Below are 23,803 nucleotides of genomic sequence, written 5' to 3' on the forward strand. Positions count from 1 at the left end.
ACACCGCCGTAAACTTTAGCAAGAGTAGTACAGATAGCTGCAGTTAGAGTTGTTTTACCGTGGTCAACGTGGCCGATAGTACCAACGTTAACGTGCGGTTTCGTACGTTCAAATTTTTCTTTAGACACGATCGTGTTCCTTCCTAGTTATGATTCGTCGTGATCATTATTGATCGACGACGCGCCAGAAATTGTTATTTTATGCGCCAACGCCCGTTAGCGCAATATTTGGACGCCCTGATCTCGCAAAAAGTCGTAAACTTTTTGTAGTTCAATCGTCAATTAGTAACCACGCTCTGCAATAATTTTATCTGCGAAGTTTTTCGGCACTTCAGCGTACTCGTGAAACTCCATAGAGTAAGACGCACGGCCTTGAGTTGCAGAACGTAGATCAGTTGCGTAACCGAACATTTCAGATAGTGGTACTTGAGCACGGATGATCTTAAGACCAGCCACACCTTCGTCCATGCCTTCAATGATACCGCGACGACGGTTTAGGTCACCAACAACGTCACCCATCCAGTCTTCCGGAGTGGTTACTTCGACATTCATCATTGGTTCTAGAATCACAGGTTGTGCTTCTAGTGCACCTTTCTTGAATGCCATCGAGCCAGCGATCTTAAACGCCATCTCGCTTGAGTCTACATCGTGGTAAGAACCATCAAATAGTGTAGCTTTAATATCTAGTACAGGGTAACCCGCTAGAACACCACTATTCATTTGTTCCTCGATACCTTTCGATACCGAACTGATGTATTCCTTAGGAATCACACCACCCACGATTTCGTCTACGAATACGAAACCTTCGCCAGGTTCAGAAGGCTCAAGTTTGACCCACACATGACCGTATTGACCACGACCACCTGATTGACGAACAAACTTACCTTCAACTTCCGCTTTACCACGAATGGTTTCACGGTAAGCAACCTGAGGTTTACCAACGTTACAATCAACGCTGAATTCACGCTTCATACGATCAACGATAATGTCTAGGTGAAGTTCACCCATACCTGAGATCAGAGTCTGACCTGATTCGTCGTCCGTTTCCACGCGGAATGATGGATCTTCCGCAGCCAGTTTACCTAGCGCGATAGCCATTTTCTCTTGGTCTGCCTTAGAACGAGGTTCTACAGCAATCTGAATAACTGGTTCAGGGAACTCCATGCGCTCTAGAATCACTTTGTGGTTCTGATCACACAGTGTGTCACCTGTTGTTACGTCTTTCAGACCGATAGCAGCAGCGATATCACCAGCGCGAACTTCTTTCACTTCTTCACGCTTATTCGCATGCATCTGAACGATACGACCGAAACGCTCTTTCTTCTCTTTTACAGAGTTGTAAACAGCGTCGCCGGAGTTTACTACACCAGAGTAAACACGCATGAACGTTAGCGTACCCACGAATGGGTCAGTCGCGATCTTAAATGCTAGCGCAGAGAATGGTTCGTTGTCGTCAGCGTGACGCTCAACTTCATTTTCTCTTTCGTCAACACCTTTAATTGCAGGTACGTCAACTGGCGATGGCAAGAACTCGATCACAGCATCTAGTACCGCTTGAACACCTTTGTTCTTAAACGCACTACCACAAGTGGCCAGTACGATTTCGTTGTTTAGTGTACGAGTACGTAGAGCTTGTTTGAGCTCAGCTTCAGTCAATTCACCTTCTTCAAGGTACTTGTCCATCAGCTCTTCGCTAGCTTCGGCAGCGGATTCAACCATGTGGTTGCGCCACTCTTCAGCAAGTTCGATCATGTCAGCTGGGATGTCTTCGTAAGTAAACGAAGTGCCTTGATCGGCTTCATTCCAGTTGATCATCTTCATCTTGATAAGGTCGATGACACCTCTGAACTCATCTTCTGCACCAACGTTCAGTTGGATTGGAACAGGGTTCGCACCAAGACGATTTTTAATTTGGTCCACAACGCGTAGGAAGTCTGCGCCCGCACGGTCCATCTTGTTTACAAATACCAAACGTGGAACGTGGTATTTGTCTGCTTGACGCCATACAGTTTCAGACTGAGGTTCAACACCAGATGAGCCACAGAACACAACCACAGCACCATCAAGTACACGAAGAGAACGCTCTACTTCGATAGTAAAGTCAACGTGTCCAGGGGTATCAATGATGTTTACGCGATGCTCAGGGAACTGTGCTTCCATACCACGCCAGAATGTAGTAGTCGCAGCGGATGTGATAGTGATACCACGTTCCTGCTCCTGCTCCATCCAGTCCATGGTTGCTGCACCATCGTGAACTTCGCCGATTTTGTGAGAAAGGCCAGTGTAGAACAGAATACGCTCAGTTGTGGTTGTTTTTCCTGCATCTACGTGAGCACAGATACCGATATTACGGTAGCGCTCAATAGGAGTTTTACGAGCCACGATTGTATCCTCTTACTAAGGTGTACCTTAGAGTATAGAAAAGTGCTGCGAGAGAACCTCGCAGCACAGAAGGTATTACCAGCGGTAATGAGCGAACGCTTTGTTTGCGTCAGCCATGCGGTGAACGTCTTCACGTTTCTTAACCGCAGTACCTTTGTTCTCAGACGCGTCTAGCATTTCAGCTGCTAGGCGTTGAGCCATAGATTTTTCACCACGCTTGCGCGCAGCTTCAACCAACCAACGCATAGCAAGTGCGTTACGGCGAACCGGACGTACTTCTACAGGTACTTGGTAAGTTGAACCACCAACACGGCGAGATTTAACCTCTACCGCAGGGCGTACGTTTTCAAGAGCTTCTTCAAAAATAGCTAAGTGGTCTTTACCAGACTTTTCAGCCATAGCATCTAGTGCAGTGTAAACGATTTTCTCTGCAGTAGATTTTTTACCGTCAACCATTAGGATGTTAACGAATTTTGCCAGCAATTCAGATTTGAATTTTGGATCTGGAAGGATCTTACGCTGACCAATGACGCGACGACGTGGCATGGATTTATCTCCGTTGTCTTCTTCAGGTTTTATCCAAAACTTTTCAGTTTTTTCAAAAAATTAAAAATAATTTAGTGTTTGGCCTTACTTAACGGAATCCATTAAGACTTAGGACGCTTCACACCGTACTTAGAACGACCTTGTTTACGGTCGTTAACGCCAGCACAGTCAAGTGCACCGCGAACAGTGTGGTAACGTACACCCGGAAGGTCTTTTACACGACCGCCACGGATTAGTACAACACTGTGCTCTTGAAGGTTGTGACCTTCACCGCCGATGTACGATGTAACTTCGAAGCCGTTTGTCAGACGTACACGACAAACTTTACGAAGTGCTGAGTTAGGTTTTTTAGGTGTAGTAGTGTAAACACGAGTACATACACCACGTTTTTGTGGGCACGCTTCTAGTGCAGGCACGTTGCTTTTAACAACTTGCTTTGCACGAGGCTTACGTACCAACTGGTTAATAGTTGCCATTAACTAGCTCCTGATTTACTTGAAAGTAAGCTTTGTGAAAAATCTATCCCCAACTACCATTGCAGTTAGGGACGCAAAATTCTATGCAGCAGTGAGAGGTGTGTCAAGAAATATACGGATCTTTTTTGTTCAATTAGGACAATTCATCCGTAAAGCTTTAGCGACAGTAAATCACGTTCAATCCCAAGTAAGCGATTTATCCTGTTTAACTGTGAGCTCAACGAAGCCTGAGTAATTCACGATCGTCAGTGATGGACTGATACGATTCGCAATACCGCGAGCGTGAATATCGCTCTCTAGCACAAATACACTGCGGTTTTTTAGGTGGGAAAACGCTTTATGCTGCGAGTTAGCAGCGTACACGGCATCTTCTATAAGTAAGATGTCATCCTGTACATTACATAAGGGCATGGCGTCTTCTAGGGCGGAGACCGTTTTTATAATATGTAGCATAACTTCCTCAGAACGACAGTAGCTTGCCAGCGTGTTGCAACTTATCTTTGAGCTGCTCTGAGCTTAACGCTTGAGCTTCAATGACTAAATCCGCTTGAGCCAAACCTCGCTGAGCTAATGACTCTGAGCACACAAAGACTTGTTCGATATCGTATAAATCGAAAAGCTTCAGCATCGGCGCATAATCTTTGCTCAAGATCTTACTCGGTTCTTGTCCTAGTAGAAGCTGGTAAACCCCATCTCCCATGAAAATGACGCTGATATCTTCACAGTAAGCCGACGCGGCTAACAGTGCATCCACACCTTCACGACCAGCCGCACTGCCATGCGGTGCGCTACGAAATAGATAAGTTAGCTGACTCAAAACTGTACCACTCTGTCTTGGGTTAACATCGCTTCGGCTAAGCTACCTAAGCCGGCTTGCTCAAAACCTTCCGCTAGATTGCTCTGGACCAAACCATGTTGATTCGCTTCTTCTTCACTTACGATCCCGCGACGCAAAGCCGCAGCAACACAAGTTTCTAGACGAACACCATGCTCTTTTGCCAAAGATTGCCATGCCTTATTGAGATCAAATTCGTCGTTGGCAGGCACACTCAAAGCAGTACCATTGGTCACGCCCTCTTGATAAAAGAAAACGCTCACTAACTGATGGCCTTGCTCAATCACCGCCTTGGCGAACTGATAAGCACTGCGCGCTGACTGGCTACCGTAAACAGGACCGTTCACCACCAACGTGTAAGTCAGTTTACTCACTTTTCATCGTCCTCGGTTTTACGTTGACGAATGTATAAGTAGACGGTGTGTTTTGAAATGTTAAGACGATCTGCAACGCGGTTGATGGCATCTTTAATATCGAAGATGCCTTTGTCGTACAATTCCATCACGATTTGGCGATTCTTGGTGTTGTTCGATACGGATTTATCCGCATTGATCTCTTCGATGGTGCGTTCAACAGTTTGGTCCACCAGCTCTTCTACGTCACTAGCAAAGTTAACGGAGGAAGCCGCTTCTTTTGCTTCTTGCGTTGGCATGAAAGATTGAAGGACTTGCGAGAAGGGCGCGTCCAAGTTGACGTTGATACACAACAAACCAATAACGCGATTTTCACCATTACGAATGGCGACAGTGATCGACTTCATCAACACGCCACCTTTTGCACGGGTAAAGTACGAACGTGAGAAGTTGCGCTCCGAGCCTTCGATGTCTTTTAGCATTTTAAGCGCTAAGTCAGTGATCGGTGAGCCGACTTGGCGACCCGTGTTTTCACCGTTAGCGATTTTAATTGCAGAGGTATTTAAGTCTTCTAGCGAGTGAAGAACGATTTCACAAAAGGGACCTATCAGGCTGGCGATACCATCAACGACCGCCTCATAAGATCTTAAAATGATTTTGTCGTGCTCGGTAAACGGCATCACGTTAACGGATTCCATTTCGAGCAGCATCTCCGCGTTTATTGTTTCTGTAGTTGTCATAAGCCTTCGAGCGAAAAATCAACAAATTGGTGTAAGTTTATCAGAAAATTTGAAAATCAACCTAGCAAACTCACCAACTAGTGACCTAGAACAAAAAAGGCCCGTTAAACGGACCTTTTTCAATAACTTATCGCGGCTTATTGTTATTGCTCTGCGTTGTCGTTCTCAACTTTTAGCAGCTCAACTTCAAATACTAGCGTTGAGTTAGCAGGAATGCTTGGTGTGTCTTGATCACCGTATGCTAGCTCTGGCGGGATAACGAATTTGAATTTAGAACCCACAGGCATTAGCTGAACACCTTCTGTCCAACCTGGGATTACACGGTTAAGTGGGAATGTTGCAGGTTCACCACGATCGTAAGAGCTATCAAATTGCGTACCATCGATTAGCGTACCTTTGTAGTGTACTTGAACCGTATCAGTGTCTTTTGGCTTCTCACCTTCAGCAGGAGTAATAACTTGGTATAGAAGACCTGTATCTGTCTTCACTACGCCTTCTTGCTTCTCGAACTCAGCACGGAAATCATCGCCAGCTTTTTTTGCTTCAGCTGCTTTCTCAGCCGCTTGTGCTTGCATCTTTTCAGCAACACGCTTATCTAGAGATTCTAGTGCTGCACGTGTTTCTTCTTCATTCAACTCAGCATTGCCTTTGAAGACGTCTTCGATACCTTTTAGCACCAAGTCTTTGTTAAGATTAATGCCGATTTCGCTTGGCTTGTCGATGCTTGTGCTTAGGTAGTTAGCAAATGAAACACCGATTGCGTATGCCGCTTTATCGTCGTCGGTTTTAAAGTGAACCGCTTTACCGGTTTCTGCTTGAACTTGTTCTGCTTGAGGTGCGGCTTCTGTTTTAGTTTCTTCTTTCTGACAACCTACCGCTAGCATAACTGTTGCAGCAAGTAGCGACACTTTTAAAACTGATTTCATTAAATTCTCCCAATAATGGCTTTGCCATTGGTTGTTGTGCACAAATCTTCTATGAGACTAGTGAAGACAATCGTTATACCAATATACTAGCTATATGTCTTAAGACACAAACCGGATTATTAGATGTGATGCAAAGAATTTCTCATTTATTCCTATATTTAATTGTCATCACCACGTTAAATGGTTGCTTTTTCGCCGAGCGTGAAGTGCACCGTTGGCCGATAGAGCCTCAGGGTGCGACGAGCTTCGCACTTAGCAGAGATGGACGATTTGCTCTGCTCTATTCTCAGCAACACCATTTGATGTTGTGGGACCTAGAGCAAAATGAACAACTAGCCAACCTGGGCGAGCTCGATGCCGATGCCAACGTGGTATCCCATATTCGTATCTCTGACAATGGTCGCTATGCAGTCACAGCAAGCCAAATGAACTTCGCAGTTTGGGACTTAGGTTGGACGCAATCCGAAGGCCTTTGGTCTATTTCTGATGCGCTCATTCGCGACGTTGATATCACCAGTAACGGTGAGCAAGTTCTGCTCGGGTTATCCAACGGTAAAGCAATTTACGTCAACTTAGTCACCGGACGTCGCTTGGAGTTCCTTGCGCATCGTGAAAAAGTCAATTCCGTCGCCATTTCTCCTAATGGCCGCTTCGCACTGACTGGTGGTAATGACTACAAAGCGTATTTGTGGGACACCGAAACCGGACAAGTGCTGCGGACCTTCGAACATGAACAACGGGTTGTTCGTGTTGCCCTGCAACGAGATGGCAAGTTAGCAATGACATCCGATGGCGGAAACCAAGCGGTAATTTGGGATTTAAAAACTGGACAAGAAGTCACACAGTTGAGCAGTTGGTCGCGCCAATTGATCTTTTCTACTGCGCGATTTTCTGACGACGGAACTCAGTTAGTGACAGGAACGCCTTCTGGCCGCGTTTCAATATGGGATACTCAAACCGGAAAACGGATTGGCGGATTTGAAGTTGAGCCAAAAAAAGACACTCGCCCTCCCCGTGCGGTCGTGTATGATGCAGCCTTTGATTCAAAACAACGCGTAATTACTGCTACTTCAGCAGGTATTGCCCAAGCTTGGCAGTTAGAGAACGGATCATGACAGAAAAAATCATTCAGCAATTGGAAGCACGCATTAATGACTTAGAATGTCAGCTTGCGTTCCAAGAACAGACTATTGAAGATCTGAACGGCGCCTTATCGCAGCAGCAACTGCAAATTACCAAGATGCTCGATCAGATGAAATATGTGGTAGGTAAAGTAAAAAATATGGACTCGTCGAATTTAGCCGATCCGTCAGAAGAAACCCCACCACCGCATTATTAAAATGCAGGCTCAAATAGCACAAAGCCCAGAACATATTCTGGGCTTTTTTGTATTGATTACTTAAGAATATTGCTCAAGGGGAAGCTATTCGTCAGCGTAGATTTTGACGCTCAACTCGCCTTGAGTGTTGATGCCAGCTCGGTACATACCAGAGCTGTTCATCGCAAAGTGCAGCTCACCTTGCGCGTCAATTGCGATTAAACCGCCTTCGCCGCCCATCTCTTTCAGTTCCCCCTGAATAATATGCTCACAAGCAGTATGAATATCTTCTTGTAAGTAACGCATCCGCGCGGCGACGTCTTCTGCGACACGTTTACGGATAAAAAACTCACCGACACCCGTAGTTGAAACTGCGACAACGCCATTTTCGGCCACCGTGCCACAGCCTATCAAAGCCGAATCCCCAACTCGATTGTATTGCTTATTCGTTACGCCACCCGTGCTGGTTGCAGCTGCTAAGTTACCTTGTTGGTCCAACGCTACGGCTCCGACGGTGCCATGTTTACGATCATCTGGGTAGCGAGATTCCGACAAAGCAAACAGCCCTTTCTCACGCATAGACAGCAACTGCTCATAACGGCGATCAGTAAAGAAGTAATCCTGTTCGGTATACTCATGGCCTTGTTCAAAAGCAAACTGCTCTGCGCCCTCACCCACCAACAACACGTGATTGCTGTTTCGCATCACGTCACGAGCGAGCTCAATTGGATTCTTGATATGACGAACACCAGCGACCGCGCCTGCGGCTTGGTTTCGACCATCCATGACAGAGGCATCCATTTCTACCATTTCGTTGTTGGTCAGCACCGAGCCTTTACCCGCATTAAAGTTAGGCGAGTCTTCCAATACTATTACTGCAGCCACAACCGCATCCAAAGCGTCGCCGCCTTTCTCTAGAATTTGATAGCCAGCTTTTACCGACGCTTCCAAATCAGCCAAGATGGATTGCTGAAATTCATTGCTCATCTGTTCACGTAAAATGGTGCCTGCGCCACCATGAATCGCAATCGAGAAAGGTTTTGTCATCGCTTTTTCCATGAGTTGTTCTTTTCTTCTATGCACTACACCTTAGATAAACAAAAAGCGCAAGTTGAAACCTCAACTTGCGCTTTTCAAAGCTTTACTAGATAAGATTATCTAGTGAAGGAGCTTGTGATTAATGAGAACCACAGCTACCGCCGCCACAGCAGCCTTCATCGTCGTGATCATGGTCATGACCACAACCACCAGCTTGATGGATATGACCGTGTTCGATCTCTTCTGCTGTTGCTTCACGTGTAGACATAACTTCTACTTCGAAAGTTAGTGTTTGACCAGCTAGCATATGGTTACCGTCAACAACCACTTCGTTGCCGTCAACTTCTGTTACTTCTACAGGGATTGGACCTTGGTCAGTGTCAGCTAGGAAGCGCATGCCCACTTCGATTTGGTCAACGCCTTGGAATACATCCGCAGGAACGCGTTGTACTAGCGCATCGTTGTGCTCGCCGTAAGCTTCTTCAGGAGCTACCGTTACTGAGAACTTGTCGCCAGCCACTTTACCTTCAAGCTCTTTTTCAAGACCAGTGATTAGGTTGTTGTGACCGTGAAGGTAATCTAGAGGCGCTTCTGCAGTTGATTGATCAACAACCACACCGTCTTCCAACATTACTTTGTATGCAAGGCTTGCAACAACGTTCTTTTCAATTTTCATACTAACTCCAGGGAGATTAATTGACTTAACCTGAATGGGGTTAAGTACTGAGATATCTGGGTGTATTATGGGGATCAATTATCGAAGTTCAATTATTCCGGCTTAAAAATTCCGATCATTTCCTGATCTGAGTGTTTATTTTTCTCTACAGATTGCGGTTTACGCTGCTCAGTAAACTCACACTCGACACACTCAACTAACTCGATATTATTTTCAATCCACCAGCGCAGGGTATCTTGCTGGCTGCAATTTGGGCAGCTAGCGCCGGCAATAAAACGTTTCTTGATTTTCACGCTATTTCCTTAGCTTGAGTCTTGGCTCAAGTACTACTTCCAATGATTAGGTGACTGATGGTCGCTCTCCATCTCACGACCAAAAATTTCTTCTAGCTCTTTGCGTGCCTCTTTCGCTCTCTGAGCCAATTTCTTATCTTCATTGTGCTGAGGCAATAAGTCCTTAAGCATAGCATTATCTAACTTACGAAAATGTGCTTCTGCCCGCTTTGCTTGATAAGGGTGCATACCAAGTTCTACGAGCGCTTGGCGACCGAGATCCAATGCCCCTAAAAATGTTTCACGAGAGTAATTCTCGACACCGTGGCTCATTAACTGATACGCCTCGACACGGCTTCTTGCTCGGGCTAGCAACTTAAGTTTCGGGAAGTGCACGCGGCAGATATCAACGATGGCCATCACCTCATCAGGTGAATCGGTACAAATGACCAATGCTTCTGCTTTATCTGCGCCAGCAGCCCGCAAAAGATCAATTTGGGTAGCATCGCCATAAAACACTTTGTAACCATACTTGCGCAGTAGGTGAATTTGGCTGGCATCACTTTCTAATACCGTCACTTTGATTTTATTGGCATACATTAAACGTCCGACGATCTGACCGAAACGTCCAAAGCCTGCAATGATCACACGTGGCCGACGATCCACTACTTTCGTGGTCATGCCCTCTTCTTCTTGATTCAGGGTATGAGCAAACCATTTTTTTTGTCCCATCAGCAAAAGTGGTGTCGTCACCATGGATAGACTGACCACCACCAACAGAAAAGCCACTTGCTCTTTGGATAAAATGCCCTCTTGGCTCGCTGCGGTAAATATGACAAAGGCAAACTCACCACCTTGGCTTAAAATCGCGGCCATACGGCTTCTCGCTTTGGCTCCGACACGGGCAGCTCTCGCCAATGCATACAAAACCAAGCCCTTAACCACGACCAAAGCCACCACCGCGCCCAGAATCTCTAAAGGGTGTAATGCCAATAACCCCAAATTTACCGCCATGCCAACCGCGATGAAGAACAAACCCAACAACAAACCTTTAAACGGCTCGATAGCGATTTCCAATTCATGTCGATACTCACTCTCAGCCAGCAGAACGCCGGCTAAGAAAGTCCCTAGGGCCATAGAAAGCCCGAGCTTTTGCATCACGACAGAAATCCCAAGCACGACCAATAGTGCGGCGACGGTAAAGAGCTCACGAACGCCGCTCATCACAACAAAACGAAATAGTGGACGCAATAAGAAATGACCACCAATCAACAGGGCCACCACACTGCCTAATACCGTGAAGACATCCAACCAACTACCGCCACTCTGCCCGCCAGCAAGCAAGGGCAACATTGCCAACATTGGGATCACGGCAATATCTTGAAAGAGCAATACCGCAAAACCAGACTGACCCGTTTCGGTGCCATTGAGCCCTTGCTCTTCAATCACTTTAAGAGCAATTGCCGTCGAGGACAGCGCCAACCCCATCCCAATAACCAAACTCACTTGCATGCTTACGCCGAACATACTGACGACACTACCAATCACGGCGGTCGTGACCACAACCTGCGCACCGCCTAAACCTAAAATCGGCCCTCGCATCTGCCACAATTTTTTAGGGTTTAATTCCAGCCCTATCAAAAACAGTAACAACACAACCCCAAGCTCGGCAAAATGCAAAATGGCATCAACGTCGCTAATTAAGCCAAGCCCCCATGGGCCAATCAACACACCGGCAAGTAAATAACCTAAAACCGAGCCAAGTCCGAGACGCTGAGCAATCGGCACCGCGATAACCGCAGCCGAGAGAAAGACCACGCTACTTTGAAGAAACTCACTGGTTATCGCCATACTGACCTCCTTGGTCTGTTGCTTCCCAGTTTTCAAGTGGGTTGTTCAACCACCGACGATACAATTCGGCGTGCTCATACCGCTCAATATCCGAGACATTACGCGACCAATACAACACCAAAGGTTCAATCCAGTGCATTTGACACAAGGCGGCCGTCAGTTCAAACGGTTGTAGGATTTGCTCTAATGGATATTTGTTGTACCCCTTCGCGCTAAAGGCCTCTTCTTTCCCCCCCGTTGTAATCACACTACGCCAGTATTTTCCCTCTAGCGCCGAACCTCCGCCAAAAGCAAAACCTTTGCCCAGCACTCGGTCCAACCACTCTTTTAACAGGGCTGGGCATGAATACATATAAAGCGGGTGATGAAACACGATCACATCATGCGTAAGCAACAACTCATGTTCGTAATTCACATCAATAAAGAAGTCAGGGTAAACACCGTAAAGATCGTGCACAGTGACGTGATCAAGCGACTGAGCTTTTTTAATCATCACTTGATTAGCAATCGAGTTATGTGGCTCTGGATGAGCATAAATGACCAGAACTCTTGGGAGAATAGACGGTGCAACAGCCAAATGGTCGTCCTTGTGGTTATTTTTATCCGTTATCAAATTGTTATACTTTTTTGTACAGCATAATGCAATTAAAGCGAATCAATCGACTTTTCCGGCCAATACCCCTACTATTCACCGCTAGATATATACCCAAGTGGCTTTAAAAACGATTGAAACCACTTCGCTATGTAACCAAGCAACGCGCACTGCGCAAAGTGAATGAAAACTTTATGATTACCTTCTCTGATATTCAGTTACTGCGTGGCGGTAAACCTCTTTTAGATCAAGCTTCAGCGACTATCCATCCTGGCGATAAAGTCGGTCTTGTGGGCAAAAACGGCTGCGGTAAATCAACGCTATTTGCATTGCTGAAAGATGAACTGTCGATTGATGCAGGCTCATTTAGCCAACCTCAACATTGGGAGTTGGCTTGGGTCGCACAGGAAACGCCTGCGCTAGAGCGCACTGCACTGGAATACGTCATTGATGGTGATCGCGAGTACCGAGCGCTCGAAAAGCAGTTGGCTGAAGCGGAAGCACAAGACAACGGCACCTTGGTTGCCGAGATCCACGGTAAAATTGAAACCATCGGCGGTTATAGCATTCGCGCTCGCGCGGCAGAATTGCTCGACGGTTTAGGTTTCAGCCAAGAGCAAATGAGTTGGAGTTTGACTCAATTCTCAGGTGGTTGGCGTATGCGCCTTAACTTAGCTCAAGCGCTATTGTGCCGTTCTGACTTATTGCTACTCGATGAGCCAACCAACCACTTGGACTTAGACGCGGTGATGTGGCTTGAACGTTGGCTACAAAACTACCCAGGCACACTGATCCTGATCTCGCACGACCGTGACTTCCTTGACCCCATTGTTGGCCGTATTATTCACATCGAAAACCAACAATTGAACGAATACACGGGTAACTATTCGTCGTTCGAAAACCAACGAGCGCAAAAAATGGTGCTGCAGCAAGCGATGTTCGAGAAGCAACAGAAACAGATGTCGCACATGCAAAGCTACATCGACCGTTTCCGTTATAAAGCTTCTAAAGCACGCCAGGCTCAAAGCCGTATTAAAGCTTTGGAGCGCATGGAGAAAGTGTTACCCGCTCAATTCGATAACCCATTTAGCTTCCAATTCCGTGAGCCCGCGGCTCTGCCAAACCCAATCATGATGATGGATGAAGTATCGGCAGGCTACGGTGACAACCTGATCTTAGAGAAGATCCGCTTGAACTTGGTTCCTGGCAGTCGCATTGGTCTGCTCGGCCGTAATGGCGCGGGTAAATCGACCTTAATCAAATTACTCTCAGGTGAGCTTAACGCGCAAGGTGGCGATCTGACTTACTCACAAGGCGTAAAAATAGGTTACTTTGCTCAGCATCAATTAGAAACGCTGCACCCAGAGGAAACGCCGCTGCAACACATGATGCAGATCGCGCCGGATCAAACCGAACAACAGCTACGTGATTACCTGGGCAGCTTTGGCTTCCAAGGCGACAAAGCACTGGAGAAAGTCGCGCCGTTTTCGGGTGGTGAAAAAGCCCGTTTAGTGCTGGCCTTAATTGTGTGGCAAAAGCCAAACCTGTTGCTACTTGATGAACCAACCAACCACTTGGATTTGGACATGCGTCAGGCATTGACGATGGCCCTGCAAACGTTCGAAGGTGCAATGGTGATTGTTTCGCACGACCGTTACCTATTGCGTGCTACAACCGATGACTTGTACTTGGTGCACGATCGTCAAGTTGCGCCGTTCGATGGTGACTTAAACGACTACTACAAGTGGTTAACCGAGCAACAAAGAGCGGAACGCAAAGAAGCACAAGCCGCACAGCCAGCCAAAGATAGCGCCAACAGCGCGGCAGCGAAAAAAGAGCAGAAACGTCGCGATGCAGAATTTCGTAAGCAGACGGCGCCAATTCGCAAAACGCTGACACAATTAGAAAATAAAATGGATAAGTTAGGTGCTGCACTGGCCGAAGCTGAAGAACAATTGGCAGATAACTCACTGTATGAAGCCGAAAATAAAGCTAAACTTAACCAAGTGCTGGCTCTTCAAGCTTCTAGTAAGGCAGAGCTCGAAGAAATTGAAATGGAATGGATGTCTGCTCAGGAAGAACTGGAGCAGATGGAGCTAGAGTTTAATCAATGAGTAATCAACACGCTGAATACACACTCACCCTAGAACACCTTTGGCAGTTCAGTCTGCAATTTTATGGTGTGCGAGAAGTGAAAGAAGCGTGTTTATCATTACAGAACAATTATCACGGCAACGTGAACCTACTCCTGCTGCTCAGATGGCTCGATGAGCAGCAACTCATTTTCCAAGAAAAAGACTGGCCTCTGGTACAAAGCTGTCTGGGCCGAAGCGAAACCTTACTGCACTCTTTTCGCGACTTACGTCGCCATCTTAAGTCTCAAGTCAATGACGCTTTATATCGTGAAACCTTGCAGTTTGAGCTGCAACTAGAAAAGCAGCAACAAGCGGATTTGGTGAACTGCATTAACTCGCTCACGCTGGTCAAAAATGATGGCGCCCCACTCACGCTGAGATACTGTCGTCAACTTGGTGGTGAGCATTTGCAACAGGCCTTTGCTATTCCGGTGCCAAACATTCACCCACCAAAACGCCCATAAATCTGTAGAATACCTATAATCTTTATAAAGGATTATATTAATAAGTTCTTCAACTAACACCGAAGAACCGCATAAGAGCAGTTAGGTATGACACAATTTTTCGCAGCCGCCGGGATCAAAAACCCGCATCTTCAAACGCTTTTACCGCGTTTTATTCGCAAAAAAGCGTTGTTTACGCCGATTTGGCAAACCCTCGATACATCCGATGGAGACTTTCTCGATCTCGCATGGAGCGAGGACCCAACCCAAGAACCTGCGCAAAAAAAGCCGATTTTTGTTTTATTTCATGGACTAGAAGGCTGCTTCTATAGCCCTTACGCCAATGGCCTAATGAATGCATTTGCTCAATCCGGATGGCTGTCGGTGATGATGCATTTCCGCGGTTGTAGCGGTAAGCCAAACAAGAAAGCTCGCGCCTATCATTCTGGTGAAGTGACTGACGCCCGCCACTTCTTAGAGCACCTTGAGCAACGCTTTCCTGATAACCCCAAAGTTGCGGTTGGCATTTCTCTTGGCGGTAACATGTTGGCGAATTATTTAGCCCAATACAAAGACCACCCCATTTTGAATGCGGCGACCATTATCTCAGCACCTTTAGACTTAGCAGCGTGTGCGAACCGTATTGAACAAGGCTTTTCGAAAGTATATCGCCGTTACCTGCTCTCTTCGCTCAAACGCAACGCATTGCAAAAACATCACTTGTTGCATGGCGAGCTCGCTTTGTCCTACAACTCAATAAAACGTGTCACACGATTGTATGAATTCGATGATTTGATCACGGCACCACTGCACGGTTTTAAAGACGCACAAGATTATTACGATCAATGTTCTGGCTTAAGTAAATTACAACAGATCACGCTACCGACACTGATCATTCACGCCAAAGACGATCCATTCATGACCGACGATGTGATCCCGAAATTTGTTCTGCCAGATAATATTGATTACCGTCTCTTTGAGCACGGTGGGCATGTTGGTTTCCTTACAGGTTCAGCGCTCAAGCCGAAATTTTGGTTGGAAGAAGCGCTGCCAGCGTATTACGAAAGTATTGCCGCAGATTACCTTTCTGCTGTATCCAAGCAGCGAAAGCAGTAAACTAGCCGCTCATCATAAAAGTTCGAGGTATTTATGATCATTCCATGGCAAGACATTGCGCCAGAAACATTGGAAAACTTAATTCGTGAATTCGTCTTACGTGAAGGCACGGATTACGGAACCGTCGAGATTTCTTTGCAAGACAAAGTGGATCAAGTAAAAACTCAATTAGAAAAAGGCGAAGCGGTTATCGTGTTCTCTGAACTGCACGAAACCGTCGATATTCAGGTAAAAACAAAATTTTAGACCCTTCACATTTTACCGTACCCCACTCAATGACAAGGCATTGTTACGTGCTATAGTGGGTTATCGACCGTGCAGTAGCAGCCTACTGCACATTACAGGTAAGTAATTTTCGACAAGGTTTGTCATGTCAGCTAAACACCCAATTATTGCGGTTACTGGTTCATCCGGTGCCGGCACGACCACTACATCTGAAGCCTTCCGTAAGATGTTCAATATGATGAACGTTAAACCCGCATGGGTTGAAGGCGACAGCTTCCATCGCTTTACTCGCCCTGAAATGGATATAGAAATCCGTAAAGCGCGCGAGCAAGGTCGACACATTAGCTACTTTGGCCCTCAAGCTAATGACTTTCCAGGATTGGAAGAGTTTTTCCGTAAATATGGTCACGATGGCGCAGGCAGCGTACGTCGCTACCTACACACCTTTGACGAGGCCGTACCTTATAATCAAATGCCTGGTACCTTCACACCGTGGCAGGACTTACCGGAGAACAGTGACGTTCTCTTCTATGAAGGCTTGCACGGCGGTGTTGTGGATGGCGATGTTAATGTTGCGCAGCATGTGGATTTCTTGATTGGTATGGTACCAATCGTAAACTTAGAGTGGATCCAAAAGTTTGTGCGTGATACTCGTGACCGCGGTCATTCACGAGAAGCAGTAATGGATTCTATCGTGCGCTCGATGGACGATTATCTTAACTACATCACTCCGCAATTTTCTCGCACTCATATTAACTTTCAGCGCGTCCCAACGGTCGATACCTCCAACCCCCTTAATGCGAAGGGTATCCCAAGCCTGGATGAGAGCTTTGTCGTAATTCGCTTGCGTGGGATAAAGAAAGTCGACTTCCCATATCTCCTGGCTATGATTGATGGCTCATTCATGTCACGCCACAACACGATTGTCGTACCAGGCGGTAAGATGAGCTTTGCAATGGAGCTCATAGTTCGGCCTATCCTACAACAGCTCATCGAAACAGGGAAAATTGGCTAAAAACCTGCCTGCGAAGATGTTTACTTTTCATACCGTGATCATGTGCACAGTTTTGCTTACAAAATCTCAATCATGGCACGATTAAAATCAAGAAATCGTTTTCGAAAAAGGATACTATTTCTTACCGAAACACAAGAGAGCTTGCAGCATATAAAAAGTGCTCTTATTCTAGTAGGCCTAATTCAGGCTTAGCTAAAATATGGATAGCGCAAGCGTACCCTGCAGAGGAAGTGAGATATTATGGTTCTAGGTAAACCTCAAACCGACCCAACATTAGAGTGGTTTCTTTCACACTGTCATATTCATAAGTACCCTTCAAAGAGCACGCTAATTCACGCGGGCGAAAAGGCAGAAACTTTGTACTACATCGTTAAAGGTTCTGTTGCGGTTCTTATCAAAGACGAAGAAGGTAAGGAGATGATCCTTTCTTACCTAAACCAAGGAGACTTTATTGGTGAACTTGGTCTATTCGAGGAAGACCAAGAGCGCACAGCTTGGGTTCGTGCTAAATCTCCTTGTGAAGTTGCTGAAATTTCTTTCAAGAAATTCCGTCAGCTTATCCAAGTAAACCCAGACATCCTAATGCGCCTTTCTGCGCAGATGGCTCGTCGTCTTCAAGTAACTAGCCAAAAAGTGGGTGACCTGGCGTTCCTAGACGTGACTGGTCGTATCGCTCAGACGCTTCTGAACCTTGCAAAACAACCAGACGCAATGACTCACCCAGACGGCATGCAAATCAAGATCACTCGTCAAGAAATCGGTCAAATCGTTGGCTGTTCTCGTGAGACAGTAGGTCGTATCTTGAAGATGCTAGAAGAGCAGAACCTAATCTCTGCGCACGGTAAAACTATCGTGGTTTACGGTACTCGTTAATCTCAAACCAGAGTGACGCGAACAAAATTATAAAAGCCACCAATGGCGACATTGGTGGCTTTTTATTTGTCTTGTAACCACATTAAGCTCAGAGCAACAAAAGACTAATGAGCAAGTTGGTTAGCCGAAAGGTTAACCCTAAAAGTTAGCCATTCGTACTTTCAAAGATTTTGTCCGCTGAAGCCGCCACAAAACCTGGGTACAGCTCACCGTTTTCCATCGGGTAGCGCTTAGCAAACTCGTAAAAGCCACCAGGGATAATTTCAGTGCCTTCGCTAAAGCGAACCGCCACTTTATCCGCCATGGTCGATGATTGTTCTAGCAGCACCTCAGGAGTGCCCTTCACTTCCCCGCCGTTTTCATTAATGGTAAATCCGGCCGTACGTAAGTGATCGTTTACTTGCTTCACTTCTTCGTATTCATTGAGCTGGTTAACGCTCACCGTGAAGTGGTTTGCGCCATAACCATGCGCCGCCAACCAAGATGCGTACTCACTTTCTTTAGCCAACGTTTGGTAGTCAGCAAAGCTTAAATCCCACAAGCGTCCACCATGTAAGAATGCGCTATCGTTCAGCTTGCCTGCATCGACTTGTGCCACCAGCTTTTTCACAATCTCTTGCAGCTCAGGTGAACACTCCTCAACTTTTAGCTCACTAATAAAGACTTTAGGTTGCTTCGGATCAGAGTGCTCATAGTGTTTAGCAACCAGCTTTTTACTTTCGAAAACGTAGTCACCACATGCCTGGTAGCCAATGGCTACAAATGGTTTAGCTAAGGTTTCGATACCAAGAGGCGCAATATTGAAGGTACGTAAAGCTATATGATCATTAATCAGAGGCTCATCTTCTTGAAGCAGCTGATGTACTTTCGCAGCAGAAGGGCAAAGACGTTGAATGTAATCTTGCCATAGCGATTCAAATAACACATCGGGCGTCATAACGACTCCTTGTTACGAGATGTAGAGTTAAAAGGTAAGCGGAAGTTGACTGCTCGTTCACAACGAAAAGTTGTCCAGAATAATGAACGAGCAGCCATCAACCTGTGACGGTAAATGCCAGTCAGTCAACACGCTTTTCCGAGTCTTTGCTCACTTTCCGTGTTCTGCCAACGATCACTACAACCCATACCTAAATGATTCGCCGGCAAGGTGAGCCGCAATACATGGTTGCGACTCTGTTATTAAAACTTATAGCGCCACACCTGGGCTTAATGTTGCAGGCAAGATAGTCTCTTGACCTTCCATTGATGCCATCGGGTACGCACAGTAGTCTGCTGCGTAATAAGCGCTTGGACGTAGGTTACCTGACGCACCAGGACCACCAAATGGCGCATCACCACTTGCACCTGTGAGCTGGCGGTTACGGTTCACGATCCCAGCACGAATATGGTCAACGAAGTATTCCCATTCTTGGTCGTCAGTTGAAACTAAACCAGCAGAGAGACCAAAGCGCGTGTCATTCGCCAGTTCTACGGCTTTTTCTAGCCCTTCGTAACGCACCACTTGCAGAAGTGGACCGAAGTACTCTTCATCTGGTAGCTCAGCAATGTTCGTTACATCAATAATGCCCGGAGAAACAAACGCCGCCTCTCCTGCTTTAGCTTCAATCAAGCTTTCACCACCAAGTGATTGAAGGTTCGCTTGTGCATCGAGAATGAACTTGGCTGCGGCAACGGAGATTTGCGGCCCCATAAATGGCGCAGGCTCTGCAAATGGTTGGTCTACGAGAATATTCTTCGTCGCTTCAACCAGTTTCGTGATAAGCGCATCGCCTTTCTCACCCAATGGCACATACAAACGACGAGCACACGTACAACGCTGCCCGGCACTGATAAACGCTGACTGGATGATGGTGTACACCGTGGCATCCAAATCACCGTATTTATCAGAGATCACCATCGGGTTATTACCACCCATTTCTAGTGCGAGCATCTTGCCTGGTTGACCCGCAAATTGACGGTGCAATACATGCCCCGTGTTCGCGCTGCCCGTGAACAGTACACCATCAATGCCTTTCGCATCAGCAAGCGCAATGCCGGTTTCTTTCGCACCTTGGACAAGGTTGATCACGCCTTTCGGCAGACCTGCTTCTTCCCAAAGTTTCATAGCTAGCTCGCCAGTCCAAGGCGTTTGCTCGGATGGCTTGAACACAACGGTGTTACCCGCTAGTAACGCAGGCACAATGTGACCATTTGGTAGGTGACCAGGGAAGTTATATGGCCCAAATACCGCCATCACGCCCAGTGGGCGATGACGTAACACAATTTGGTTGCCCGCCGCTTCACGGCTCGCTTCACCAGTGCGGTCATGGTAAGCACGAATAGAGATTGCAATTTTACCTGCCATTGCCGCTGCTTCAGTGCGCGTTTCCCAAATTGGCTTACCAGTTTCTTTGGCAATGACTTCGGCGATTTTTTCGCTGTTCTCTTTTACTTTCTCAGCAAAAGCCAACACGATCGCCTCACGCTCTGCAAATGGGCGTTTTTTCCAGTCAATAAACGCTTCACGCGCTGCAGATACCGCTTGATTCACCTGCTCTGCCGTTGCACCGTTGCCTTGCCAGATCACTTCTTGGTTGTAAGGTGACAGAGACGTAAATGCTTCACCCTGACCTTGTACCCATTCACCTGCAATCCAATGTGTCATTGTTTCTATCCTTAAATTCTGTCGTCTGTTACTGCGGAAGAAGGCGAACAAAGTCCCCTTCCTCAACCAAAAGTGCATCCGCAACGTCTGGTGCGATCATGATGCTTTGTGTTTCAGCGTCATACGCCGCTTTGGTGACTGCTGCGCGGAAGTTTTCGAACGATGAGTTGCACATCAAGAAGTCTTGCGTACTGCTATGTTGTGCAATTTTCACTTGCGCACGGAACGAGTGACGTACCGATTCAATATTGCGTAAGTCACATTCAACGGTTGGACCCGCATCGAAAATATCCACGTAGCCACGGTTAGTGAAGCCTTCACGCTCAAGCAGCTTTAATGCTGGGCGAGTGTTGTCATGCACTTGGCCAATGACCGCTTGCGCTTCTGGACTCAAGAGGTTGATATAGATAGGCAGCTTCGGCATTAAGTCAGCAATAAAGCCTTTCTTGCCGATACCTGTCAGGTAATCCGCAAGCGTGAAATCGATGGAGAAGAAATGCTCTTGTAACCATTGCCAGAACGGCGAGTTGCCTGCGTCGTCTGAAACGCCACGCATCTCCGCAAAGATCGTTTCAGAGAAACGCTCTGGGTGCTCAGCCATCATGAGGAAACGACACTTCGACATTAGACGACCATTCAGACCTTGGCGGAATTTCTCACGCAAGAACAAGGTACAAATTTCGCTGTTACCCGTGTAGTTATTACCAAAAGTAAGCAGTTTGACGACATTATTGACGCCAAGCTTTGGTGACGAGTGCACCACTTTACTAATGTGATACGAGTAAAATGGGACATCCCAGCCGATAGATGCTTCGATTCCGGTGGTACCCGCAACCTCACCCGTTTCAGAGTCAAAGCCGACCATCAGGTAGCCTTCATCACCTGGCTCTGCCACATCTGGCTTACCAAAGCTGTACTCTGAGTGTTTGATTCGATTGGTTAACAGTTCTTCGTTAACCGGTAGAGATGTAAATCCGTGACCAGACTCCACCGCACAAGTGTGCAGCGCGTCATAATCCGACATCGCGATAGGGCGAACTACTAGCATCAATACTCCCTCCAGATGCAAGAAGATCCTAACTATATTGTAGGAACAATTCCCCCATCAGAGATCCTTGACGGGGGTGTCTGCGTTGACGTTGAAACTGATATCGCGCTTAAACTAAAGTCGCGATCGCTTTATCCAGTTTCGCCAAGCCTTCTTCAATTTCTTGTTGTGTGATAACGAGTGATGGTGTGAAACGTACGACATTGGCACCCGCAACCAATACCATTAGACCTTGTTTTCCTGCAGCGACAAGAACATCACGCGCACGGCCTTGCCATTCTTCATTTAGTGCAGCGCCAAGCAAGAGACCTTGACCACGAACTTCTGAGAAGATGTTGTACTTAGCATTGATCTTCTCTAGACCTTCGCGGAACATAGCTTCGCGTTCTAGCACACCAGCCAACACTTCAGGCTTAGTAACTTCGTTCACAACTGCTTCTGCTACAGCACACGCGAGTGGGTTACCGCCGTATGTTGAACCGTGCGTACCGACTTTCATGTGCTCTGCTAATTTTGCAGTAGTCAACATTGCACCGATTGGGAAACCGCCACCAAGTGATTTCGCAGTACTTAGAATATCTGGCGTGATACCTAAGCCTTGGTAAGCGTAGAAGTTACCTGTACGGCCATTACCAGTTTGCACTTCATCGAAGATCAGTAAGGCGTTGTGTTTGTCACACAGCTCACGAACCGCTTGAGCGAACTCAGGCGTTGGTGGCACGATGCCGCCTTCACCTTGTAGCGGCTCCATCATCACCGCACATGTGCGATCAGACATGTGTGCCTGTAGTGCTTCGATATCATTGTAAGGTAAGTGGGTAACGTCACCAGGCTTAGGACCAAAACCGTCAGAGTAAGCCGCTTGACCACCAACCGTTACGGTAAAGAACGTACGACCGTGGAAACCTTGTTTGAATGCGATGATTTCTGATTTCTCAGCGCCATGTACGTCAGCAGCGTAACGACGTGCCAGCTTAAGTGCCGCTTCGTTCGCTTCTGCGCCAGAGTTAGCAAAGAATACGCGCTCAGCAAAGCTCACTTCTGTTAGCTTTTTCGCCAGACGAAGTGCTGGTTCGTTCGTCATCACGTTACTTAAGTGCCAAAGCTTGTTAGCTTGCTCTGTTAATGCGTTTACCATTACTGGATGACAATGGCCAAGACAGCTCACTGCAATACCACCAGCAAAGTCGATATATTCATTACCTTCCTGATCCCAAACACGTGAACCTTCACCTTTAACAGGGATCATTTCCATCGGGTTATAGCAAGGTACCATTACCTCATCGAATAAACCGCGCTCTACTTTAATTTCCGTTGTCATTGCACATTCCTTCTTGATACCGCATGCGTAGCAGATAAGCGAATTTAACCGGCTCTCTTTGCCAGCAAATAATGTTTTGCATTTAAGCTATTGCGGCATTGTATTTACATTTAATTAACCATTTCAATAGTGATTTATTCTTTTCGTTCTCGAAAGCAACTTCCATTAATCACTGCTTATGACTATTTATGCATCAAGAAAGTAAAATAGAGAAGCGATTTTTTATAAATGTTATGTAATACAGGGGATAGAAGGTTTAAAAAGACATGAATAGACAAAGAGGCCAGAATGAACCGCATAGTTTTGCAATCCACTCACCTCGGCAAAAAGATGAATGATTTGTTAAGAAAAGTGATCGCGATCAGATCGCTTTACGTGCTAAAAAGTTCGCGAGCAACTCGTGACCTTGCTCTGTTTTGATCGATTCTGGGTGAAACTGCACTGCGTCAATTGGCAGAGTTTTATGTTGGTAACCCATGATTTCGTCCATACTTCCATCCGGCAGCTCAGTCCATGCGGTCAGTTCAAACACATCGGGTAACGTACCGTTTTTCACCACGAGAGAGTGATAACGGGTTACGGTGAGTGGGTTATTCAGGTTTTTAAACACACTGCGACCATTGTGACGAATAGGTGACGTTTTCCCATGCATCACTTGTCGGGCGCGCACGACTTCCCCACCAAACACTTGCGCTATCGCTTGATGACCAAGGCAAACACCCAATATTGGAAGCTTACCAGCGAAGTATTCGATAGCTTGTAGAGAGATACCTGCCTCGTTTGGCGTACACGGTCCAGGTGAGATCACCAAGTGAGTTGGGTTCAACGCTTCAATCCCTTGAATGTCGATTTCATCGTTACGCACGACTTTTACACTAGCGCCAAGCTCGCAAAAGTATTGGTAGAGGTTGTAAGTGAAAGAATCGTAGTTATCGATGATCAACAACATAGAGTGTCAGCTGCTCCAATCCGTTTAGGC

Annotated in this window: 27 protein-coding genes; 8 read left to right on the forward strand and 19 right to left on the reverse strand. The window is 46.6% G+C overall.

Annotated elements, in window-relative coordinates:
• The 9 genes from L3V27_RS20255 to fkpA form a co-directional block, all read right to left on the reverse strand.
• The coding region (locus L3V27_RS20255) for a GTP-binding protein (RefSeq protein ID WP_227484038.1) at positions 1-128 on the reverse strand (128 nt) is incomplete at its 3' end.
• 153 nt (positions 129-281) lie between these two features.
• Positions 282-2,381, reverse strand: a complete 2,100-nt coding sequence (gene fusA / locus L3V27_RS20260) for an elongation factor G (RefSeq protein ID WP_005397643.1) — start codon at positions 2,379-2,381, stop codon at positions 282-284.
• 75 nt (positions 2,382-2,456) lie between these two features.
• Complete coding sequence (gene rpsG / locus L3V27_RS20265) at positions 2,457-2,927, reverse strand: 30S ribosomal protein S7 (protein ID WP_005382796.1); 471 nt, start codon at positions 2,925-2,927, stop codon at positions 2,457-2,459.
• A 101-nt stretch (positions 2,928-3,028) separates the two neighbouring features.
• Positions 3,029-3,403: a 30S ribosomal protein S12 gene (gene rpsL, locus L3V27_RS20270; protein WP_004399892.1), complete on the reverse strand. Its 375-nt coding sequence runs from the start codon at positions 3,401-3,403 to the stop codon at positions 3,029-3,031.
• Between the two features lie 177 nt (positions 3,404-3,580).
• Positions 3,581-3,856 carry a sulfurtransferase complex subunit TusB gene (gene tusB / locus L3V27_RS20275; protein WP_047010412.1) on the reverse strand — a complete coding sequence of 92 codons (276 nt, stop codon included), beginning with the start codon at positions 3,854-3,856 and terminating at the stop codon, positions 3,581-3,583.
• A 7-nt stretch (positions 3,857-3,863) separates the two neighbouring features.
• A complete protein-coding gene (gene tusC / locus L3V27_RS20280) occupies positions 3,864-4,220 on the reverse strand; it encodes a sulfurtransferase complex subunit TusC (RefSeq protein ID WP_005397648.1) in 357 nt (118 codons plus the stop codon).
• Positions 4,217-4,612: a sulfurtransferase complex subunit TusD gene (gene tusD, locus L3V27_RS20285; protein WP_046874531.1), complete on the reverse strand. Its 396-nt coding sequence runs from the start codon at positions 4,610-4,612 to the stop codon at positions 4,217-4,219. The genes tusC and tusD overlap by 4 nt, the downstream gene beginning before the upstream one ends.
• Positions 4,609-5,331, reverse strand: a complete 723-nt coding sequence (locus L3V27_RS20290) for a transcriptional regulator (protein ID WP_031780643.1) — start codon at positions 5,329-5,331, stop codon at positions 4,609-4,611. Before L3V27_RS20290 ends, tusD begins: the two co-directional genes overlap by 4 nt.
• Positions 5,332-5,474: 143 nt before the next feature.
• Positions 5,475-6,257 (reverse strand): FKBP-type peptidyl-prolyl cis-trans isomerase, encoded by a 783-nt coding sequence (gene fkpA, locus L3V27_RS20295; RefSeq protein WP_005397659.1) that lies wholly within the window; start codon positions 6,255-6,257, stop codon positions 5,475-5,477.
• A 128-nt stretch (positions 6,258-6,385) separates the two neighbouring features.
• Between fkpA and L3V27_RS20300 the strand changes: the two genes are divergently transcribed.
• Positions 6,386-7,372 (forward strand): PQQ-binding-like beta-propeller repeat protein, encoded by a 987-nt coding sequence (locus L3V27_RS20300; protein ID WP_046874532.1) that lies wholly within the window; start codon positions 6,386-6,388, stop codon positions 7,370-7,372.
• Entirely contained in the window at positions 7,369-7,596 is a 228-nt protein-coding gene (locus L3V27_RS20305) for a SlyX family protein (protein WP_005381455.1), read from the forward strand. Before L3V27_RS20300 ends, L3V27_RS20305 begins: the two co-directional genes overlap by 4 nt.
• Before the next feature lie 84 nt (positions 7,597-7,680).
• Here L3V27_RS20305 and L3V27_RS20310 read toward each other — a convergent pair whose 3' ends face one another.
• From L3V27_RS20310 to kefG, 5 genes are all read right to left on the reverse strand, one after another.
• Positions 7,681-8,622 (reverse strand): isoaspartyl peptidase/L-asparaginase, encoded by a 942-nt coding sequence (locus tag L3V27_RS20310; protein WP_237312616.1) that lies wholly within the window; start codon positions 8,620-8,622, stop codon positions 7,681-7,683.
• A 130-nt stretch (positions 8,623-8,752) separates the two neighbouring features.
• Positions 8,753-9,289 (reverse strand): peptidylprolyl isomerase, encoded by a 537-nt coding sequence (gene slyD, locus L3V27_RS20315; protein ID WP_047010415.1) that lies wholly within the window; start codon positions 9,287-9,289, stop codon positions 8,753-8,755.
• A 92-nt stretch (positions 9,290-9,381) separates the two neighbouring features.
• A complete protein-coding gene (locus L3V27_RS20320) occupies positions 9,382-9,582 on the reverse strand; it encodes a YheV family putative zinc ribbon protein (RefSeq protein WP_005381449.1) in 201 nt (66 codons plus the stop codon).
• Between the two features lie 33 nt (positions 9,583-9,615).
• Positions 9,616-11,412, reverse strand: a complete 1,797-nt coding sequence (kefB, locus tag L3V27_RS20325) for a glutathione-regulated potassium-efflux system protein KefB (protein ID WP_237312617.1) — start codon at positions 11,410-11,412, stop codon at positions 9,616-9,618.
• Entirely contained in the window at positions 11,396-11,989 is a 594-nt protein-coding gene (gene kefG / locus L3V27_RS20330) for a glutathione-regulated potassium-efflux system ancillary protein KefG (protein ID WP_046874534.1), read from the reverse strand. Before kefG ends, kefB begins: the two co-directional genes overlap by 17 nt.
• A 209-nt stretch (positions 11,990-12,198) precedes the next feature.
• Here kefG and L3V27_RS20335 point away from each other — a divergent pair, with 209 nt between their 5' ends.
• From L3V27_RS20335 to crp, 6 genes are all read left to right on the forward strand, one after another.
• Entirely contained in the window at positions 12,199-14,118 is a 1,920-nt protein-coding gene (locus L3V27_RS20335; RefSeq protein ID WP_031780646.1) for an ABC transporter ATP-binding protein, read from the forward strand.
• Positions 14,115-14,603 (forward strand): TIGR02444 family protein, encoded by a 489-nt coding sequence (locus L3V27_RS20340; protein ID WP_005397673.1) that lies wholly within the window; start codon positions 14,115-14,117, stop codon positions 14,601-14,603. The genes L3V27_RS20335 and L3V27_RS20340 overlap by 4 nt, the downstream gene beginning before the upstream one ends.
• Before the next feature lie 87 nt (positions 14,604-14,690).
• Complete coding sequence (locus L3V27_RS20345; RefSeq protein ID WP_046874535.1) at positions 14,691-15,698, forward strand: hydrolase; 1,008 nt, start codon at positions 14,691-14,693, stop codon at positions 15,696-15,698.
• A gap of 33 nt (positions 15,699-15,731) precedes the next feature.
• Positions 15,732-15,944 (forward strand): YheU family protein, encoded by a 213-nt coding sequence (locus L3V27_RS20350; protein ID WP_048626696.1) that lies wholly within the window; start codon positions 15,732-15,734, stop codon positions 15,942-15,944.
• 124 nt (positions 15,945-16,068) lie between these two features.
• The gene (locus L3V27_RS20355; protein ID WP_005397679.1) at positions 16,069-16,938 is read left to right on the forward strand and encodes a phosphoribulokinase; all 870 of its coding nucleotides are present in this window, start codon (positions 16,069-16,071) and stop codon (positions 16,936-16,938) included.
• A 240-nt stretch (positions 16,939-17,178) separates the two neighbouring features.
• Positions 17,179-17,811 carry a cAMP-activated global transcriptional regulator CRP gene (gene crp / locus L3V27_RS20360; protein ID WP_005381432.1) on the forward strand — a complete coding sequence of 211 codons (633 nt, stop codon included), beginning with the start codon at positions 17,179-17,181 and terminating at the stop codon, positions 17,809-17,811.
• 145 nt (positions 17,812-17,956) lie between these two features.
• On the opposite strand, the gene L3V27_RS20365 is transcribed toward crp, so the two are convergent.
• The 5 genes from L3V27_RS20365 to L3V27_RS20385 all read right to left on the reverse strand — a co-directional run bounded on the left by L3V27_RS20365 (position 17,957) and on the right by L3V27_RS20385 (position 23,773).
• On the reverse strand, positions 17,957-18,748 hold the full coding sequence (locus L3V27_RS20365) for a DUF1338 domain-containing protein (protein ID WP_237312619.1): 792 nt from the start codon (positions 18,746-18,748) through the stop codon (positions 17,957-17,959).
• Positions 18,749-18,997: 249 nt separating this feature from the next.
• On the reverse strand, positions 18,998-20,455 hold the full coding sequence (gene astD, locus L3V27_RS20370; RefSeq protein WP_237312621.1) for a succinylglutamate-semialdehyde dehydrogenase: 1,458 nt from the start codon (positions 20,453-20,455) through the stop codon (positions 18,998-19,000).
• A gap of 28 nt (positions 20,456-20,483) precedes the next feature.
• Positions 20,484-21,503, reverse strand: a complete 1,020-nt coding sequence (gene astA / locus L3V27_RS20375) for an arginine N-succinyltransferase (protein ID WP_237312622.1) — start codon at positions 21,501-21,503, stop codon at positions 20,484-20,486.
• Between the two features lie 109 nt (positions 21,504-21,612).
• Positions 21,613-22,824: an aspartate aminotransferase family protein gene (locus tag L3V27_RS20380; protein ID WP_005397689.1), complete on the reverse strand. Its 1,212-nt coding sequence runs from the start codon at positions 22,822-22,824 to the stop codon at positions 21,613-21,615.
• 361 nt (positions 22,825-23,185) lie between these two features.
• Complete coding sequence (locus tag L3V27_RS20385) at positions 23,186-23,773, reverse strand: aminodeoxychorismate/anthranilate synthase component II (RefSeq protein ID WP_005397690.1); 588 nt, start codon at positions 23,771-23,773, stop codon at positions 23,186-23,188.
• Positions 23,774-23,803: the final 30 nt, after the last annotated feature.

The organism is Vibrio sp. J2-3(2022) (assembly GCF_021725735.1).
In the GTDB taxonomy this organism is placed as follows: Bacteria; Pseudomonadota; Gammaproteobacteria; order Enterobacterales; family Vibrionaceae; genus Vibrio; species Vibrio diabolicus.

Coding starts and splice junctions, on each gene's coding strand:
- rpsG (WP_005382796.1), bottom strand. CDS start 2,927: ATGCCACGTCGTCGCGTCATTGGTCAGCGTAAGATCCTTCCAGATCCA.
- rpsL (WP_004399892.1), bottom strand. CDS start 3,403: ATGGCAACTATTAACCAGTTGGTACGTAAGCCTCGTGCAAAGCAAGTT.
- tusB (WP_047010412.1), bottom strand. CDS start 3,856: ATGCTACATATTATAAAAACGGTCTCCGCCCTAGAAGACGCCATGCCC.
- L3V27_RS20290 (WP_031780643.1), bottom strand. CDS start 5,331: ATGACAACTACAGAAACAATAAACGCGGAGATGCTGCTCGAAATGGAA.
- fkpA (WP_005397659.1), bottom strand. CDS start 6,257: ATGAAATCAGTTTTAAAAGTGTCGCTACTTGCTGCAACAGTTATGCTA.
- L3V27_RS20300 (WP_046874532.1), top strand. CDS start 6,386: ATGCAAAGAATTTCTCATTTATTCCTATATTTAATTGTCATCACCACG.
- L3V27_RS20305 (WP_005381455.1), top strand. CDS start 7,369: ATGACAGAAAAAATCATTCAGCAATTGGAAGCACGCATTAATGACTTA.
- L3V27_RS20310 (WP_237312616.1), bottom strand. CDS start 8,622: ATGACAAAACCTTTCTCGATTGCGATTCATGGTGGCGCAGGCACCATT.
- slyD (WP_047010415.1), bottom strand. CDS start 9,289: ATGAAAATTGAAAAGAACGTTGTTGCAAGCCTTGCATACAAAGTAATG.
- kefB (WP_237312617.1), bottom strand. CDS start 11,412: ATGGCGATAACCAGTGAGTTTCTTCAAAGTAGCGTGGTCTTTCTCTCG.
- L3V27_RS20335 (WP_031780646.1), top strand. CDS start 12,199: ATGATTACCTTCTCTGATATTCAGTTACTGCGTGGCGGTAAACCTCTT.
- L3V27_RS20340 (WP_005397673.1), top strand. CDS start 14,115: ATGAGTAATCAACACGCTGAATACACACTCACCCTAGAACACCTTTGG.
- L3V27_RS20345 (WP_046874535.1), top strand. CDS start 14,691: ATGACACAATTTTTCGCAGCCGCCGGGATCAAAAACCCGCATCTTCAA.
- L3V27_RS20350 (WP_048626696.1), top strand. CDS start 15,732: ATGATCATTCCATGGCAAGACATTGCGCCAGAAACATTGGAAAACTTA.
- L3V27_RS20355 (WP_005397679.1), top strand. CDS start 16,069: ATGTCAGCTAAACACCCAATTATTGCGGTTACTGGTTCATCCGGTGCC.
- crp (WP_005381432.1), top strand. CDS start 17,179: ATGGTTCTAGGTAAACCTCAAACCGACCCAACATTAGAGTGGTTTCTT.
- L3V27_RS20365 (WP_237312619.1), bottom strand. CDS start 18,748: ATGACGCCCGATGTGTTATTTGAATCGCTATGGCAAGATTACATTCAA.
- astD (WP_237312621.1), bottom strand. CDS start 20,455: ATGACACATTGGATTGCAGGTGAATGGGTACAAGGTCAGGGTGAAGCA.
- astA (WP_237312622.1), bottom strand. CDS start 21,503: ATGCTAGTAGTTCGCCCTATCGCGATGTCGGATTATGACGCGCTGCAC.
- L3V27_RS20380 (WP_005397689.1), bottom strand. CDS start 22,824: ATGACAACGGAAATTAAAGTAGAGCGCGGTTTATTCGATGAGGTAATG.
- L3V27_RS20385 (WP_005397690.1), bottom strand. CDS start 23,773: ATGTTGTTGATCATCGATAACTACGATTCTTTCACTTACAACCTCTAC.